The sequence below is a fragment of the Streptomyces sp. NPDC093111 genome (genome assembly GCF_040683955.1).
Taxonomy (GTDB): Bacteria; Actinomycetota; Actinomycetes; order Streptomycetales; family Streptomycetaceae; genus Streptomyces.
The window spans coordinates 174,462-190,301 of record NZ_JBFBNW010000007.1; the positions used below are offsets into that span (position 1 = coordinate 174,462).

General features: G+C 71.2%; 13 protein-coding genes. 3 read left to right on the forward strand and 10 right to left on the reverse strand.

The window, feature by feature from the left end; genetic code table 11:
* The first annotated feature begins 33 nt into the window (after positions 1-33).
* The 3 genes from AB0Q96_RS14080 to mscL all read left to right on the forward strand — a co-directional run bounded on the left by AB0Q96_RS14080 (position 34) and on the right by mscL (position 2,243).
* The gene (locus AB0Q96_RS14080) at positions 34-876 is read left to right on the forward strand and encodes an S-methyl-5'-thioadenosine phosphorylase (protein ID WP_365325039.1); all 843 of its coding nucleotides are present in this window, start codon (positions 34-36) and stop codon (positions 874-876) included.
* Positions 877-1,094: 218 nt separating this feature from the next.
* Complete coding sequence (locus AB0Q96_RS14085) at positions 1,095-1,643, forward strand: hypothetical protein (RefSeq protein ID WP_365325041.1); 549 nt, start codon at positions 1,095-1,097, stop codon at positions 1,641-1,643.
* A 111-nt stretch (positions 1,644-1,754) separates the two neighbouring features.
* On the forward strand, positions 1,755-2,243 hold the full coding sequence (gene mscL / locus AB0Q96_RS14090) for a large conductance mechanosensitive channel protein MscL (protein WP_365325043.1): 489 nt from the start codon (positions 1,755-1,757) through the stop codon (positions 2,241-2,243).
* A gap of 19 nt (positions 2,244-2,262) precedes the next feature.
* Here mscL and AB0Q96_RS14095 read toward each other — a convergent pair whose 3' ends face one another.
* The 10 genes from AB0Q96_RS14095 to AB0Q96_RS14140 all read right to left on the reverse strand — a co-directional run bounded on the left by AB0Q96_RS14095 (position 2,263) and on the right by AB0Q96_RS14140 (position 15,692).
* Positions 2,263-2,478 carry a hypothetical protein gene (locus AB0Q96_RS14095; RefSeq protein ID WP_365325045.1) on the reverse strand — a complete coding sequence of 72 codons (216 nt, stop codon included), beginning with the start codon at positions 2,476-2,478 and terminating at the stop codon, positions 2,263-2,265.
* 54 nt (positions 2,479-2,532) lie between these two features.
* Positions 2,533-2,952: a hypothetical protein gene (locus AB0Q96_RS14100; protein WP_365325047.1), complete on the reverse strand. Its 420-nt coding sequence runs from the start codon at positions 2,950-2,952 to the stop codon at positions 2,533-2,535.
* Positions 2,949-3,617 (reverse strand): Rieske (2Fe-2S) protein, encoded by a 669-nt coding sequence (locus AB0Q96_RS14105; RefSeq protein WP_365325049.1) that lies wholly within the window; start codon positions 3,615-3,617, stop codon positions 2,949-2,951. Before AB0Q96_RS14105 ends, AB0Q96_RS14100 begins: the two co-directional genes overlap by 4 nt.
* The gene (locus AB0Q96_RS14110) at positions 3,614-4,213 is read right to left on the reverse strand and encodes a 4Fe-4S dicluster domain-containing protein (protein ID WP_365325051.1); all 600 of its coding nucleotides are present in this window, start codon (positions 4,211-4,213) and stop codon (positions 3,614-3,616) included. The genes AB0Q96_RS14105 and AB0Q96_RS14110 overlap by 4 nt, the downstream gene beginning before the upstream one ends.
* A gap of 8 nt (positions 4,214-4,221) precedes the next feature.
* Entirely contained in the window at positions 4,222-6,534 is a 2,313-nt protein-coding gene (locus tag AB0Q96_RS14115) for a molybdopterin oxidoreductase family protein (RefSeq protein WP_365325052.1), read from the reverse strand.
* Positions 6,531-7,751: an MFS transporter gene (locus tag AB0Q96_RS14120; protein ID WP_365325054.1), complete on the reverse strand. Its 1,221-nt coding sequence runs from the start codon at positions 7,749-7,751 to the stop codon at positions 6,531-6,533. Before AB0Q96_RS14120 ends, AB0Q96_RS14115 begins: the two co-directional genes overlap by 4 nt.
* Before the next feature lie 109 nt (positions 7,752-7,860).
* Positions 7,861-8,661, reverse strand: coding sequence for a pyruvate formate-lyase-activating protein (gene pflA, locus AB0Q96_RS14125; RefSeq protein ID WP_365325056.1), 801 nt, complete (start codon positions 8,659-8,661; stop codon positions 7,861-7,863).
* Between the two features lie 185 nt (positions 8,662-8,846).
* Complete coding sequence (gene pflB, locus AB0Q96_RS14130) at positions 8,847-11,153, reverse strand: formate C-acetyltransferase (RefSeq protein ID WP_365325057.1); 2,307 nt, start codon at positions 11,151-11,153, stop codon at positions 8,847-8,849.
* 142 nt (positions 11,154-11,295) lie between these two features.
* Positions 11,296-12,720, reverse strand: coding sequence for an MFS transporter (locus AB0Q96_RS14135; protein WP_365325059.1), 1,425 nt, complete (start codon positions 12,718-12,720; stop codon positions 11,296-11,298).
* A 119-nt stretch (positions 12,721-12,839) separates the two neighbouring features.
* Positions 12,840-15,692 carry an FAD-dependent oxidoreductase gene (locus AB0Q96_RS14140; protein ID WP_365325061.1) on the reverse strand — a complete coding sequence of 951 codons (2,853 nt, stop codon included), beginning with the start codon at positions 15,690-15,692 and terminating at the stop codon, positions 12,840-12,842.
* Positions 15,693-15,840: the final 148 nt, after the last annotated feature.

A 15,840-nucleotide genomic window follows, 5' to 3' on the forward strand; every position in this document is an offset into this window, starting at 1 on the left:
GCATTCCGCGTTCCGGGGGCTAGGGTGACCGCCATGACGAGCGACGTGTTCGCGGACATCGGTGTCATCGGCGGCTCGGGGTTCTACTCCTTCCTGGACGATGTGACCGAGGTGCCGGTCGACACCCCGTACGGCAGCCCCAGCGACTCCCTCTTCCTCGGCGAGCTCGCCGGGCGACGGGTCGCCTTCCTTCCCCGGCACGGCCGCGGCCACAGCGTGCCGCCGCACCGGATCAACTACCGCGCCAACCTCTGGGCCCTGCGCTCGGTCGGCGTCCGGCAGGTCCTCGGGCCCTGCGCGGTGGGCGGCCTGCGCGAGGAGTACGGCCCCGGCACCCTCGTCGTGCCTGACCAGCTGGTCGACCGGACGAGGACCCGCGCTCAGACCTACTTCGACGGGGAGCCACGGCCGGACGGCGCCGTCCCGAACGTGGTCCACGTCAGCTTCGCCGACCCCTACTGCCCCGACGGGCGCAAGGTCGCCCTGAAGGCCGCCCGGGGGCGGGGCTGGGAACCCGTCGACGGCGGCACGCTGGTCGTCGTCGAGGGCCCCCGCTTCTCCACACGCGCCGAGTCGCGGTGGCACGCGGCCGCGGGCTGGTCGGTGGTCGGCATGACCGGCCACCCCGAGGCCGTCCTCGCCCGGGAACTGGGACTCTGCTACACCTCCTTCGCACTGGTGACGGACCTGGACGCGGGTGCGGAGACGGGGGACGGCGTCTCACACTCCGAGGTACTGCGGGTGTTCGGCGAGAACCTGGGCCGGCTGCGTGACGTGCTCTTCGACGCGGTGGGCGCGCTCCCCGCGACGACCGACCGGGACTGCCTGTGCTCCCGGGCCCACGACGGATGGGACCTGGGGATCGAACTGCCCTGAGCCTCGCGGCGGGGTGAGGAACGCACCGCGTGGACCGGACTGCCTCAAGCGTCGCGGACGTCGCCGCACGGCCGCAATCGCTCGCCGGGGTGAGGAAGTTGTCCACAGAAGCCCGTCTGTCCACAGGCCGGAGCGGGATCGCGGCGAGAGCGGGATGGTGTGAGCGGTTCGCCGGACGGTCCGGCGGACGGCTCGTCCCACGACAGGCGGTATCCGCGATGACCTCAGACTCCTGCCTCCCCCACACCCGCACCTCGGTCCCCGCGCCGTGTGGTGTCCCCCCGTTCGATCCGCTGCGCGTGCGCGGCGGAAGGCTTCGGTTGCGCCGGGTGCTGCGGCGGGGGCGGCGGGCCCCCGCCGCGGTCCTGGCGGTGACCGCCGCCACGCTCGCGGCGGCCGGTGTGGCGGGGGCCGACGACCTGGTCGCCCGGCCGTCGCCCCGGCCCGCGGCGCAGGAGCGGCACCGGCCGCCGGCAGTGCCGCTCGTGTCGGCCCCGGTGCGGATCGCCGACGCGGAGACCGTCCGGCTGCTGCGGCCGGGCGACCTGGTGGACGTGATCGCGGCGCCCGGCATGACGACGCTCGGGGCCGGCGGGAGCGGCGCGGCGCGCGTGGTCGCCTCGGGCGTCCGAGTGGCCGAAGTACCCGGACCGGGCGAGACTCGTTCGGACGGCGGGGCGTTGGTCGTCCTGTCCGTCCCACGGCCCACGGCGGCGGAGCTCGCCGGTGCGGGCATGACGTCCCAACTCGCGGTGACGCTGTGCTGATTCGCACTGACGGACTGTCAAGTCACCGTCCCGTGTGTACGGATTGGACGCCTCTGCGCCGGTCGCGGCGTAATGGCTCAGCACACTGCACACAAGACGAAGGGCACCACGGTGAGCGCGAAGAAGGAAAGCGTGCTGGACGGCTTCAAAGCCTTCCTCATGCGGGGCAATGTCATCGACCTGGCCGTGGCGGTCGTCATCGGTGCCGCATTCACCAACATCGTGAACTCGGTGGTGAAGGGCATCATCAACCCGATCGTCGGCGCCTTCGGCACCAAGAACCTGGAGAGCTACAAGTCCTGCCTCAAGGACCCCTGCAAGATCGTGAACGGAGAGATGCAGGGCATCCAGCTGGAGTGGGGCCTGGTCCTCAGCGCCATCCTCAGCTTCATCATCACCGCGGCCGTCGTCTACTTCCTGATGGTGCTGCCCATGGCGAAGGTGCTGGCCAAGCGCGCCGCGCACGACAAGGCGAAGGAGGGCGTGCAGGAGACCATGGAGATCAGCGAGCTGGAGGTCCTCAAGGAGATCCGCGACACCCTGGTCGCCCAGCGGGGCCCGTCCTCCGGTTCGAGCACCGGGGCGCACCCCACCTCCTGACCGACGGCTCGCGCCGGCGTCAGAGGTGGTGCGGCGGCTTCTCGTCGAGGAAGCGCGCGAGGTCGGCGGCGCTGTCGCCGCCGGCCGGAGGCCGCTCGCCCCATCCTCGGTCCGTGTCGTCCGCGGACTGCTGGTCCAGTGGATCGTCGAAGATCAGTGCCGGCCTGGGTCGGGGATCGGGTCGGGAGTCGGACTGCTTCGCTGCTCGCGGTCCGGGGGCGGGGGCGGTGCTCATGCCTTCAGGGTACGCCGGGAGCACCGCCCCGGACCGGGCCGGACGGTGGCCCCGTCAGCGGTCCTTCGGGTCGAGCATCCACAGGACGAGGACGACAAGGAAGGACAGGACCAGGAAGCCCGCCCCCCACCAGGCGGTCCCGGTGTCGCCGGACATCCACTCGTCGACCACGACCGTCAGTCCCCACAGCTGGCCCACGACGACGGTGAGGGCCAGTACCAGACGAGCGGTGAGCCTGGAGGAGCGTTCGGGCTCCTGCTCGGTCCCGGCGCCCGGGCCGGGGCCGGTGTGCCGGATCCGGGGGTCGCCGTAGCCGCTGGTGGGGCGGATCTGGGGGTAGCGCTCGTGCACCGGGCGGTTGAGGCGCGGCTGGGCGCTGCCGGGGGTGTAGGCGGGCCGGGGCGGGAGCTCCTGCGGGGTCTCCGGTGGATGGGCGGGGGCGGCCGGGTCCTTGGGGAAGGGGGTGTCGGTCATGTCCGGCGGCTCCTCTCCAGGGTGCTGCCGAGCGGGCTGCCTTCGGTGGCGCCCGGGCAGCCGAGGCGGCCGGCGAGTTCGGGGCGGGTCTCGCCGAGCTGGCGGCAGAGGCCCTGCTGGACGCTCTCGCCGGAGCGTGTGGTGCCGACGGCCCAGACGCTTCCGTCGGCCTCCTCGACGAGGAGCACCTTGGGGAGCGCCCGGGGTGGCGGGCCGGCGGTCACCTCGCCGGTGCGGGCGTCGAAGACTCCCTCGTGGCAGGGGCAGTACAGCTCGCCCTCGTCCCCCCGGTCCTTGCGCCAGAGCACGGCGCAGGCGAGGTGGGTGCAGACGGCGGAGTAGCCGGCGAGGGTGCCGTCCTCCAGGCGGACGGCGACGGCGCGGTCCTCTTCCTCGGGGTAGCGGAAGGCGAGGGACTCGCCGGGCGGGAGCGAGTCGGCGATCTTCTTGGGCTGGGGCGCTCCGTCGCTGTCGCCGTGCCGGTGCAGGATGCCGGAGGCGACGCCGATGCCGCCGACGGCGAGGCCGCCGGAGACGGTGGCGACGATCCGCAGGTAGTCGCGGCGGGTGGTGAGGGAGTCGGCGGAGATGCGGTCGTGGAGGGCGGCCTGGGCGGCGTCGGGTGCTTCGGCGCCGTTGTCGGAGGGCTGCTCGGTGAGGCTCATCGGACGTCCACTCCGTTGACTTCGACGATGGGAAGACCGCCGGGGACGGGCCATTGGACCTTGTCGGCGGGGACGACCATCGCCACGCCGGTGGAGACGGTGGTGGAGCCGAAGGTGAAGGAGTCGGCGACCTGGACGCCGGGGCGTTCGGCCCGCAGCTCGTCGAGGGTGCCGTAGAAGAGGGCGCCGGTGGGGCAGACGGTGGCGCACATGGGGGCGAGGCCGTAGGCGGTGCGGTCGTAGCAGAGGTTGCACTTCATCTGCAGCTTCGCCTGGAGGTCGATCTTCGGTACGCCGAAGGGGCAGGCGTTGACGCAGTTGGCGCAGCCGATGCAGCGGGTGGTGTCGGCCTGCTGCACGACGCCGTCGGCGGTGACCAGGATGGCGTCGGCGGGGCAGACCTCGGCGCACGGGGCGACGGGGTCCTCGCAGTGCATGCAGACGGTGGGAAGGGAGGCGACGGAGCGCCCCTCTTCGGGGTAGTCCAGGTGGATCATCGACTTGCCGCGGTGCGAGTCGCATTCGCGGCAGGCGGAGACACAGGCCTGGCAGCCGATGCAGCGGCCCGGGTCGATGAAGATCGTGCGGCCCATCATGTGCGGCGTCAGCTCCTCTCCGAGGTGCCACGGCCCTGGGGGGCCGTGGGGGGCAGGGGGTCGGCGCGGGAGACCTGGGTCTCCGGGTAGGCGACCTGGCCGGGGGCGGTGGGCGGCGCGGGGACCTCGTCGATCCGTTCGGCCGGCTCGACGCGGGCGGCGCAGACCTTGTACTCGGGGATCTTGGAGCGCGGGTCGAGGGCGTCGATGGTCAGCACGTTGGCCGCGGTGGGCGCGGGCCAGTGGTAGGGGATGAAGACGGTGTCGGGGCGGATGGCCTCGGTGACCAGGGCGGGGAGGACCTCGCTGCCTCGGCGGGTGACGACGCGGACCGGGTCGCCGTTGCGGAAGCCGAGGGAGGGGTGGACCTCGACCCAGGGGCGGGGGGTCTGCTCGACGAGGGCGCCCAGACGGCGGGTCTGGTTGCCGGAGAGGAAGTGGGCGACGGTGCGTCCGGTGGTGAGGGAGAGGGGGTATTCCTCGGTGTACGGGTCCATGGGCGGGTGCCATTCGACGACCTGCATGTGGATCTTGCCGTCGGGGTGGTAGGTCCGGCCGTCCTCGAAGAGGCGGGGGGTGCCGGGGTGCTCCGTGTCGGGGCAGGGCCAGACGATGCCGCCGGTCTCCTCCAGCCGCTCGTAGGTGATGCCGTAGTAGTCGTTGACCGTTCCGGCGGAGGCGACGCGGAGTTCCTCGAAGACGGAGCGGGAGTCGGGGAAGTCGAACTTGTCGGCGACGCCGAGGCGTCGGGCGAGTTCGCACATGACCCAGGTGTCGGTGCGGACGCCGGCGGGCGGTTCCTGGGCCTTGTTGTGCTTGACGACGCGGGCCTCGGCGTTGGCCATGACGCCCTCGTCCTCGGCCCAGACGGTGACGGGGAAGACGACGTGGGCGTTGGCCGCGGTCTCGGAGAGGAAGAAGTCGAACTGGGCGTGGAACTCGGCGGTGTCGTACCCGTCCTTCACCGTGGCGTAGTTCGGGAGGGAGACGAAGGGGTTGTTGCAGATGCCGATGAGGCCGCGGATCTCGCGGCGCTGCATCTGCCAGACCATCTCCATCATGGAGGTGCCGGCGGCCGGCAGGTCGGCCTCGTCGATGCCCCAGATCTCGCAGATCTGGCGGCGGTGTTCGGGGTTGGAGATGGAGCGGCCGCCGGGCAGCAGGTCGGATTTCTGGCCGTGCTCGCGGCCGCCCTGGCCGTTGCCCTGGCCGGTGATGGTGCCGTAGCCGGCGCCGGGGCGGCCGATGTGTCCGGCGGCGACACAGAGGTTGATGATCGACAGGCAGTTCTCGACGCCCTGGGAGTGGTGCTCGACGCCGCGGGCGTGCCAGGCCATCGCCTTGTCGGCCCCGGCGAACATGCGGGCGACCTGGACGATCTGCTCCTCGGGGACGCCGCAGATCTCGGCGGCGCGGGCCGGCGGGTATTCGGCGACGGTCCGCTTCACGTCCTCCCAGCCGGTGGCGTGGGCGGCGAGGTAGTCCTCGTCGGTGAGTCCTTCGGTGACGACGACGTGGAGGACGGAGTTGAAGAAGGCGGAGTCGGTGCCGGGCTTGAGGGCGACGTGCAGGTCGGCGGTGCGGGCGATGGGTGTCTCGCGGGGGTCGACCACGATCAGGGTGGCGCCCCGGTCCCGGGCTCCCCACAGGTACTGGGTCATCACGGGGAAGCACTCGCCGACGTTGGAGCCGGCGATCAGCAGGCAGTCGGTGAGGAGGATGTCGGAGAAGGGGTTGCCGGCCCGGTCGATGCCGAAGGCGAGTTTGTTGGCCCCGGCGGCGGAGACCATGCAGAGCCGGCCGTTGTAGTCGACGTGCTTGCTCTTCAGGGCGACGCGGGCGAACTTGCCGACCAGGTAGGTCTTCTCGGAGAAGAGGCTGGCGCCGCCGAGCAGGCCGAAGGCGTCGTTGCCGTACTCGCCCTGGATGCGGCGGATCTCGGAGACGGTGAAGTCGAGCGCCTCCTCCCAGCTGACCTCGCGGAAGGGCTCGTCGCGGTTGTGGCGCATGAGCGGGGAGGTGAGCCGGTCCGGGTGGTTGACCTGCTGGTAGGCGTTGATGCCCTTGGGGCAGAGCCGCATCCGGTTGATGTCGTGGTTGCGGGGTTCGACGCCGAAGACCTTCCCCGCGTGGTCGACCCGCAGGTACATGCCGCACTGCACGCCGCAGAAGCAGCAGTGGGTGGGGACGAGGGTCTCGCCGTTCTGGTCGGCGTGCCAGCGGTCGGCGGGGATGCCTCCGGCGTCGCGGAAGTTCCGGGTGCCGGGCGGGGCGACCGAGGGGTCGAGCGGGAGCGGCTGCCCGGCCTGCGGGTGGGTCACTTGAAGCCCTTCTTGACGTGGGTGAGGTAGGCGTTGCCGCGCAGGACGCGCTTGCAGCGGGGGCAGTACTCGGCCCATTCGTCGAAGTCGAGCCTGAGGTCGCGCATGGTGCCCTGGAGGTTCTCGACGTAGGGGGCGGCGTCGATGGGCTCGCCGCAGCGGCGGCAGGCGAGGAGCCCCGCTTCGGCACCCGCCACGGCCCCACCGTCGGCGGCCCCGGCCATACCGGCAATACCGGCCGTACCGGCAGCGGCGGCGGTCCCGGTAGCGGCGGCAGCGGCGGTGCCGGCCTTGCTCCGCGAGGTGTACTTGAACAGCTGCATGCCGACGGCGGCCGGCCGCTGCACGATGTGGAAGAACTTCCCGAACGGGATGTAGATCAGGGTGAAGACCACCGACACCATGTGCAGGATCGCCAGGAACTCGTAGCCGCCGCCGTGCAGGAAGATCGAGGAGAAGGTGAGCAGCAGGCCGGTCACCGCGATCACGATGAGGGCGATCAGCGGGACCAGGTCGTAGCCGAAGCGCTGGCCGGTGCTGGCCCCGCGGTCCTTCATCCGGCGCCACAGGAAGTAGCAGGCGCCGGGGATGACGAGGACGGCGGCGATGTCCAGGCCGTGGAACATCAGCCAGCCGATGACGTTCAGCGAGTCGAACCCGAGGACCTTGAAGCCCCAGATCCGCATCTCGTAGCCGGGGCCCGAGCCGGTGGACGAGGTGAAGGTGAACCAGCCCCAGGTCAGCGGGAAGGTGATCAGGGCGGCCAGCACACAGCCCCAGAAGATCAACTGGTGGGCGGCCCAGCGGGCGTGCGAGCGGGCGCCGAGGAACTTCTGGAACCCCAGGTAGGTGGCGATCATCTTCGGCAGGGCGGTGGGGGCCCGGCGGAAGTTCTCGACGGAGAAGAAGGCGCGCCAGCCCTGCTTGAACAGGCGCCGGGCGCCGGGCGCCGAGATCCACACGGTGTAGCGGTAGGCCACGCCGAAGGCGAGGAAGACGGTCGCCACCGCGTACGGCAGGAGGGCCGAGTCGAAGTCGCGCAGCAGCCGGCTGCCGAGGACGATCGCGACGATCAGCAGGGCGGAGACGACGACCCCCGCGAGGGTCGCGCGGCGGCGCACCTGGGCGGGGGTCTGCGGCGGCGGGTCGGCGGAGGCGGTCGGCGTCCCGGCGGGGGCCTGCGGCGGTTCGGCGGGGGCCTGCGGTGGCTCGGTCACGCGGTCACCGTAGGCAAGATGATTCAGATTTGTCCTGTTTTGCCACGCAGGTGGGTGAGCGTGGTGCCGACCGGGCGTCCGGTGTGGTGCCGGCTCCCGGGGCTGTCCCTCAGACGGCGTACAGGCCGTGGGACCGGAACACCTCGCGGGCCGCCGTGACCTGCTCCGGAGTGGGCGAGGGGGTGTCGTGGAGGGAGAAGGGCTTGGCGAGTGCCTGCCACTTCGCTTCGCCCAGCTTGTGGAAGGGAAGGATGTCCACGCGGGAGACGTTGCCGAGACCGGCGGCGAAGGCGGCGACTCCCTCGACGTTGGCGGGGTCGTCGGTCAGCCCCGGGACGAGCACGAAGCGGACGTGGACCTCCTGGCCGAGGTCGGCGAGACGCCGGGCGAAGTCCAGAGTGGGCCGCAGCGGCCGGCCGGTCACCTCCTTGTACGTGTCCGGGTCCCAGGACTTGATGTCGAGAAGGACCAGGTCGGTGTCGCGCAGCAGGGCGTCGGTCGCGCGCACGCCCAGGAAGCCCGAGGTGTCGAGGGCGGTGTGCAGCCCGAGCTCGTGCTTCATCCGGTGCAGCAGCTCGCCGGTGAAGACGGGCTGGAGCAGCGGTTCACCGCCCGAGACGGTGGCGCCGCCGCCGGAGGCGGAGATGAAGCGGGTGTACTTGGACGCCTCCGCGATCACGTCGTCGGCCGAGGTGCGCTTGCCGTTCCGCATCCGCCACGTGTCGGGGTTGTGGCAGTAGAGGCAGGTCAGCGGACAGCCGGAGAGGAAGGTCACGAAGCGCGTACCGGGGCCGTCGACGCCGGTGGACAGGTCCCAGGAGTGCACGGAGCCCTCGGAGGGCCGCTGGGTCGCCGCGGCGGCCGGGGTGAGGGGAGCGGTCGGGATGTCCGAGCCGAGGAGCACGGCCATGGCAGGGCCTCCTGTCCAGGCGGATGGAAGAGGTGGTGTGGGGGAGGTGCGGGGGCGGGGATGCGGGGGCGGGGGTGCGGGATGGTGTTCACGCGCGGCTCCGGGACCCGGGTGAGGGTCGAGGAATCGGGCCCCGGGGCCGCGCGAATCTGGGGCGGGCCGACCGGTGAGGGCCGGCCCGGGGGTCACAGGGACCCGTGGAAGGTGCGGTTCAGGACGTCGAGCTGCTGCTCGCGGGTGAGGCGGACGAAATTCACCGCGTATCCGGAGACCCGGATGGTCAGCTGCGGGTAGTTCTCCGGGTGCTCCATCGCGTCCATCAGGACGTCCCGGTTGAGGACGTTGACGTTCATGTGGAAGCCGTCGCTGGCCATGTAGCCGTCGAGGACACCGGCGAGGTTCTTGATCCGCTCTTCGGGGGTGCGGCCCAGGCCGTCGGGGGTGACGGTGTTGGTCAGCGAGATGCCGTCCTCGGCGTCCTCGTACGGCAGCTTGGCGACCGACATCGCCGAGGCCACGTAGCCGTGGGTGTCGCGGCCGTTCATCGGGTTGGCGCCCGGGGAGAACGGCTCGCCGGCGCGGCGCCCGTCGGGGGTGTTGCCGGTCTTCTTGCCGTAGACGACGTTGGAGGTGATCGTCAGGACGGACTGGGTGTGTTCGGCGTTGCGGTAGGTCGGGTGCTTGCGCACCTTCCGCATGAACTCCTCGACCAGCCACACGGCGATCTCGTCGACGCGCTCGTCGTTGTTGCCGTACGCCGGGAAGTCGCCCTCGATCGTGTAGTCGGTGGCCAGGCCGGTCTCGTCGCGCACCGGGGTGACCTTGGCGTACTTGACGGCGGCCAGCGAGTCGGCGGCGACCGAGAGGCCGGCGATGCCGCAGGCCATGGTGCGGCGCACGTCGCGGTCGTGGAGGGCCATCTCGATGCGCTCGTAGGCGTACCGGTCGTGCATGTAGTGGATGACGTTCAGGGCGTGGACGTAGACGTCGGCCAGCCACTCCATCTGCTCGTCGAACTTGCGCATGAGCTCGTCGTAGTCGAGCACGTCCGCGGTGATGGCTCCGGTCTCGGGGCCGACCTGCGCGCCGGACTTCTCGTCGCGGCCGCCGTTGACCGCGTAGAGGAGGGTCTTGGCGAGGTTCACGCGGGCGCCGAAGAACTGCATCTGCTTGCCGACGGGCATCGCCGAGACGCAGCAGGCGATGGCGGTGTCGTCGCCGAAGCGCGGCCGCATCAGCTCGTCCGACTCGTACTGCACGGAGGAGGTGTCGATGGAGACCTTGGCGCAGAACTCCTTGAAGCCCTGGGGGAGCTGCGGCGACCAGAAGACGGTCATGTTCGGCTCGGGGGCCGGGCCGAGGTTGTAGAGGGTCTGGAGGTAGCGGAAGGAGGTCCTGCTGACCAGCGGCCGCCCGTCCTCGCCCATGCCGGCGATGGACTCGGTGACCCAGGTCGGGTCGCCGGAGAACAGCTCGTCGTACTCGGGGGTGCGCAGGAAGCGGACGATGCGCAGCTTGATGATGAAGTCGTCGACCAGTTCCTGGGCCTGCTCCTCGGTGAGGCGGCCGGCGTCGAGGTCACGCTGGAGGTAGACGTCGACGAAGGTGGAGGTGCGGCCCAGCGACATCGCGGCGCCGTTCTGCTCCTTCACGGCGGCGAGGTAGGCGAAGTACAGCCACTGGATGGCCTCGCGGCCGGTGGTGGCGGGGCCGGAGATGTCGTAGCCGTAGGAGGCGGCCATCGCCTTCAGCTCGCCGAGGGCGCGCATCTGCTCGGAGAGCTCCTCGCGCAGCCGGATCGTCTCTTCGAGCGAGCGGTGACCGGCGGGGAGGGAGTTGAGCTCCTCCTTCTCCTCCTTCTTCACCGCGATGAGGCGGTCGACGCCGTAGAGGGCCACGCGGCGGTAGTCGCCGATGATGCGGCCGCGGCCGTAGGCGTCGGGGAGTCCGGTGACGATGCCGGCCTTGCGGGCGGCGCGGATCTCGGGGGTGTAGGCGTCGAAGACCCCGGCGTTGTGGGTCTTGCGGTACTCGGTGAAGACCTTCTCCAGCTCCTGGGAGACCGGGTAGCCGTAGGTCTCCAGGGCGCCGGCGACCATCCGCCAGCCGCCGTACGGCATGATCGCGCGCTTGAGCGGGGCGTCCGTCTGGAGGCCGACGATCAGGTCCTTGTCGCGGTCGATGTAGCCGGGGGCGTGGGCGGTGATCGTGGAGGGGATGTCGTACGAGACGTCGTAGACGCCCTTGGCCCGCTCCTCCGGGAACTTGTCCGTGATGGCCTTCCACACGGCGGTGGTCCGCTCGGTGGGGCCGGCGAGGAAGGAGTCGTCGCCCTCGTACGGCGTGTAGTTCTGCTGGATGAAGTCACGGACGTCGATGGCGTCGCGCCAGAGGCCGCCCTTGAAGCCCTTCCAGGCTCCCTCGTTCACCGTCGCTTCAGCAGGGGTCGCAGTCACTGCCCGCACCGCCTTCTCGATCGTTCGACTTCGCATCGTTGCTTGCTTCCATTGCACTCCGTTTGATCGATCAAAGGGGGCGGCAATGGTCACCACTCGATGGCCGTAGGTCCCCTTCGGGGAACGGCGAAAGACCCCGCCGGGGCGGGGCCTTTCGATGAGGGGGAGGCAGGACCGGTCAGCTGGGGGCCTCGGCGCCCTTGCGGGCGTAGAACCACCAGGCCACGACGGTGCAGCTCGCGTAGAAGGCGACGAATCCCCACATCGCGCTGGTCACGGCCACCGAGCCGAAGAGGGCCGGGATGAAGAAGAAGCCGTAGGCCGCGATGGCCGAGGTGAAGCCGGTGACCGCGCCGGACTCCATTTCCGCCTGCTTGAGGGCCCGGGCGTACTCCGGGGTGCCCTCCGTCAGGCCCTTCAGGTGGGTGCCGCGGAAGATGACCGGGATCTGGCGGAAGGTCGATCCGTTGCCGATGCCGGAGAAGAGGAACGCCGCGAGGAAGCAGAAGAAGAAGCCGTAGAAGGAGCCGCCGTCACCGCCCGAGGGCAGGAAGTTGATCACGCCGATGATGGAGATCGCCATGCCCACGAAGGACAGGATCGTGACGCGCGCGCCGCCCCACTTGTCCGCGATCCAGCCGCCCGCCCACCGGGCGAGGGCGCCGACCGCCGGGCCCATCCAGGCGTAGGTGGCGACCGAGTAGTCCGGGAAGGTGGTCTTGATCAGCATCGGGAGCGCCGCGGCGAAGCCGATGAAGGAGCCGAAGGTGCCGACGTACAGCCAGGTCATCAGCCAGTTGTGCTTGCGCTTGAAGATGATCTTCTGGCGGCTGAAGGGGGTGGAGGCCACCTTCAGGTCGTTCTGCCCGAACCAGGCCACGGCCGCGAGCACGAGCAGCACGGGCACCCAGATGAAGGCCGCGTTCTGCAGGTAGACCGGGGTGCCGTCCGCCTTGTGCTGGGCGGAGCCGATGGCGATCGTCGACCAGGTGATGACGATCGGCGTCAGCAGCTGGACCACCGAGACGCCCAGGTTGCCCAGGCCGCCGTTGATGCCGGTCGCGCTGCCCTTCTTCGCCTTGGGGAAGAAGAAGCCGATGTTGGCCAGGGAGGAGGCGAAGTTGGCGCCGCCGATGCCGCAGAGCGCGGCGATGGCGACCATCACGCCGTACGAGGTCGACGGGTCCTGGATCGCGATGCCCAGCCAGATCAGCGGCACGATCAGCACCACCGTCGACAGGGCGGTGAAGCGCCGCTGGCCGATCATCGGGCCGAGGAAGGTGTAGAAGATCCGGGCCGTGCCGCCGGTCAGACCGGGGATGGCCGTCAGCCAGAACAGCTGGGACGTGGAGAAGGAGAAGCCGACGTCCTTCAGGTTGGTCGCGGTGACCGACCACACCTGCCAGACGACGAAGGCCACGAGCAGGGCGGGGACCGCGATCCACAGGTTGCGGTTGGCGACCTTCTTGCCGACGGACTTCCAGAACAGCTCGTTCTCCGGCTCCCAGTCCGTGATCGGCCTGCCGGGACGGTACTGCTCCGGGTCGTACGAGGCGGGTGACGGCCCGCCCTTCGTTCTGCTGTCGTGGACCACGGAACTCATGGCGCTCCCCTGACTTTTTCGAGACGTTCTTGCCCTTCCAGGCTGCGGCGCCGCATCAGGGGTACGGGAGGGTCGATGGTCGGCTGAGCGAGCGGCCTAGGTCCCGTCGTTCCCGGGCCCTACGCACCCTCCGGGACCGGCAGCAGCGGAAGCGCGACCTCCGGGTCGTCCAGGCAGACGCCGGTCCGCAGGTCGAACTCCTGCTTGTGCATCGGCGAGGCCACCACCGGTACGCCGCCCCGGGTGCCCATGATCCCGTCCGCCATGACGTCGGCGCCCGAGAACGGGTCCCGGTTGCCCACCGCGTACACCTCGCCCGCGCCGTCCTTGAACAGCGCCGCCTCCGTCCCGTCGGCGAGCACCGTGGCCCGGCCCCGGCCGGGCTCCAGGAACTCCACCCCGGCCACGTGCGGCCCGAAGCGCTCCAGGGCCGCCGGGTCCTCCAGGACCGCCTGCCACTCGTCGCGGTACGCGGCCACGTGCCGCTCCATCTGCGCCTCCAGCTCGGCGCAGATGCCCAGCGAGTCCTCCACGACGACCTCGCGCAGGTGCTCGATGCCCCCGCCGGTCCCGCCGAGGCGCTCCAGCCAGGCCGAGGTGCGCTCCAGGCGCTCGCCCGTCCGGATGTAGTACATGAGGAAGCGGTCGATCAGCGCGAAGAGCTCCGCCGCCGACAGGTCGGAGGCCAGCAGGTCGGCGTGGCGCGGGCTGGTGCCGCCGTTGCCGCAGACGTACAGGTTCCAGCCGCCGGCGGTGGCGATCACACCGATGTCCTTGCCGCGGGCCTCCGCGCACTCGCGCAGACAGCCCGACACCCCGCCCTTGATCTTGTGCGGGGCCCGCAGGCCCCGGTAACGCAGCTCCAGGTCGATCGCGAGCTGCACCGAGTCGCCCTGCCCGAAGCGGCAGAACTTCGACCCGACGCAGGACTTCACCGTCCGCAGCGACTTCCCGTACGCCTGCCCCGACTCGAAGCCCGCGGCGATCAGCCGGCGCCAGATCCCGGGGAGCTCCTCCTTGCGCGCGCCGAACAGGTCGATGCGCTGGCCGCCCGTGATCTTGCTGTAGAGGCCGTGGTCGCGGGCCACCTCGCCGATGACGATGAGCTGCTCGGCGGTGATCTCGCCGCCCGGGACGCGCGGCACGACCGAATAGGTGCCGTCCTTCTGGAGGTTGGCGAGGAACAGGTCGTTCGAGTCCTGGAGCGCGGCCTGCTCGCCCTCCAGGACGTGCCGCAGTCCGAGTTCGGGGGCGAGGGTGCCGAGGACGTTGGCTACGACGGGCTTGCAGACCGTGCAGCCGGAGACGGGGCGGGGGGCGGAGCCGGAGCCGGAGCCGAGGTCGGAAGCCTCACCTGTGCCCGCGCCCGCGCCCGAGTCCCCGTCGGCCGTCCCGTGCCGCTCCATCAACTCGGTGAAGGAGCGGATGTGTTCCGTGCGGATCAGTTCGTAGAGCTCGGCGCGGCCCAGTTCCGGGAAGTGCTCGCACAGTCCGCGCCGCTTCTCCACCCCGGCCGCGTCCAGGACCGCCTGGAGGGTGTTCACGCAGCCGCCGCAGCCCGTACCCGCCTTGGTGCAGCGCTTGACGCCGCCGACGTCGGTGAGGCCGTGCTCGGCGATCGCCTCCCGTACCGCGCCCTTGGTGACGTTGTGGCACGAGCAGACGACGGCGTCGTCCGCGAGCGCGTCGGCGCCCGGCAGTTGCCCCGCGCCGTCCCCGGACGGGAGCAGGAACGCCGTGGGCGGCGCCGGAAGCTGCCGTCCCGCGTGCGGCCGCAGCGAGCCGTACGCCTCCGCGTCACCCACCAGGATGCCGCCGAGGAGCTGCCCGTCCGGGCCGAGCAGCAGCTTCTTGTAGACGCCCTCGCGCCCGTCCGAGAACACGATCTCGGTGGCCCGCGGCACGTCCGAGAACGGGTCGCCGAAGGACGCCACGTCCGCGCCGAGCAGCTTCAGCTTGGTCGACGTGTCGGCGCCCGTGAACACCGAACCGCCCGGCCCCGCCAGCCGGTCCGCGACCACCTCCGCCATCTGGTAGCCGGGCGCGACCAGACCGTAGACCCGTCCGTCGCAGGTCTGGGCGCACTCGCCCACCGCGTACACGTACGGGTCGCTGGTCCGGCAGTGTTCGTCGACCACCACTCCCCCGCGGTCGCCGACCGCGAGCCCCGCCTCGCGCGCGAGGCGGTCCCTGGGCCGTACGCCCGCCGAGAAGACCACCAGGTCGGCGGGGATCCGCGTACCGTCGGACAGCTTCAGGGAGCGCACCCGGCCGTCCGCGTCGACGTCGACCTCGACGGCGCCGACACCCGTGTGCACGGCCACGCCCATCGACTCGATGGTGCCGCGCAGCGCCGCCGCGCCGCCGTCGTCGACCTGGAGCGGCATCAGCCGGGACGCGAACTCGACGACGTGCGTCGTCGCCCCCAGCGTGCGCAGCGCGCCCGCCGCCTCCAGGCCGAGCAGCCCGCCGCCGACGACGACGCCGGTGCGGATGCCGTCGCCCGCGCCGGCGTACGCCGTGAGGGCGTCGACGTCGTAGAGCGTGCGGTACGTGAAGCAGCCGGCCGCGTCGGCGCCGGGGATGGGCGGCACGAACGGGTACGAGCCGGTGGCCATGACCAGCACGTCGTACGGCACGACGGCGCCGGAGGTCGTGGTGACCGTGCGGGCGGCGGTGTCGACGTGCTCGGCCGGGTCGCCCAGACGCAGGTCGACGAGGCCGTCGTCGAGGGCGGGCAGCCCGAGGTCCCCGGGCTCCGTGCCGGTGAACACCGAGGACAGGTGCACGCGGTCGTACGCGGGGACGTCCTCCTCCCCCAGCACGACCGCCCGCCAGCCGGGCCCGCCGTCGGGACCGGCGAGCGCGTCCCGCTCCGCCAGCGCCTCCAGGAGCCGGTGCCCGACCATGCCGTGGCCGATCAGCACGAGGTTCCGGGTCTGCTGGGCGGGGCCGGCGGGGGCGGCAGCCATGGCGGTCTCCGTGTGGGGTGGGAGGTGCGGGTGGGGCAGCGGGGGTTCCCGAGCTCCGTCACCTCGACGGTAGGGCGGTCCGACCGCCCGACCCGCCCCGAAAAAGACCCGAGGCACCGGGACTTGCGGCCCTGCGGGACGGGACCTG

Coding starts and splice junctions, on each gene's coding strand:
- AB0Q96_RS14080 (WP_365325039.1), top strand. CDS start 34: ATGACGAGCGACGTGTTCGCGGACATCGGTGTCATCGGCGGCTCGGGG.
- AB0Q96_RS14085 (WP_365325041.1), top strand. CDS start 1,095: ATGACCTCAGACTCCTGCCTCCCCCACACCCGCACCTCGGTCCCCGCG.
- AB0Q96_RS14095 (WP_365325045.1), bottom strand. CDS start 2,478: ATGAGCACCGCCCCCGCCCCCGGACCGCGAGCAGCGAAGCAGTCCGAC.
- AB0Q96_RS14100 (WP_365325047.1), bottom strand. CDS start 2,952: ATGACCGACACCCCCTTCCCCAAGGACCCGGCCGCCCCCGCCCATCCA.
- AB0Q96_RS14105 (WP_365325049.1), bottom strand. CDS start 3,617: ATGAGCCTCACCGAGCAGCCCTCCGACAACGGCGCCGAAGCACCCGAC.
- AB0Q96_RS14110 (WP_365325051.1), bottom strand. CDS start 4,213: ATGATGGGCCGCACGATCTTCATCGACCCGGGCCGCTGCATCGGCTGC.
- pflA (WP_365325056.1), bottom strand. CDS start 8,661: ATGGCCGTGCTCCTCGGCTCGGACATCCCGACCGCTCCCCTCACCCCG.
- pflB (WP_365325057.1), bottom strand. CDS start 11,153: ATGCGAAGTCGAACGATCGAGAAGGCGGTGCGGGCAGTGACTGCGACC.
- AB0Q96_RS14135 (WP_365325059.1), bottom strand. CDS start 12,720: ATGAGTTCCGTGGTCCACGACAGCAGAACGAAGGGCGGGCCGTCACCC.
- AB0Q96_RS14140 (WP_365325061.1), bottom strand. CDS start 15,692: ATGGCTGCCGCCCCCGCCGGCCCCGCCCAGCAGACCCGGAACCTCGTG.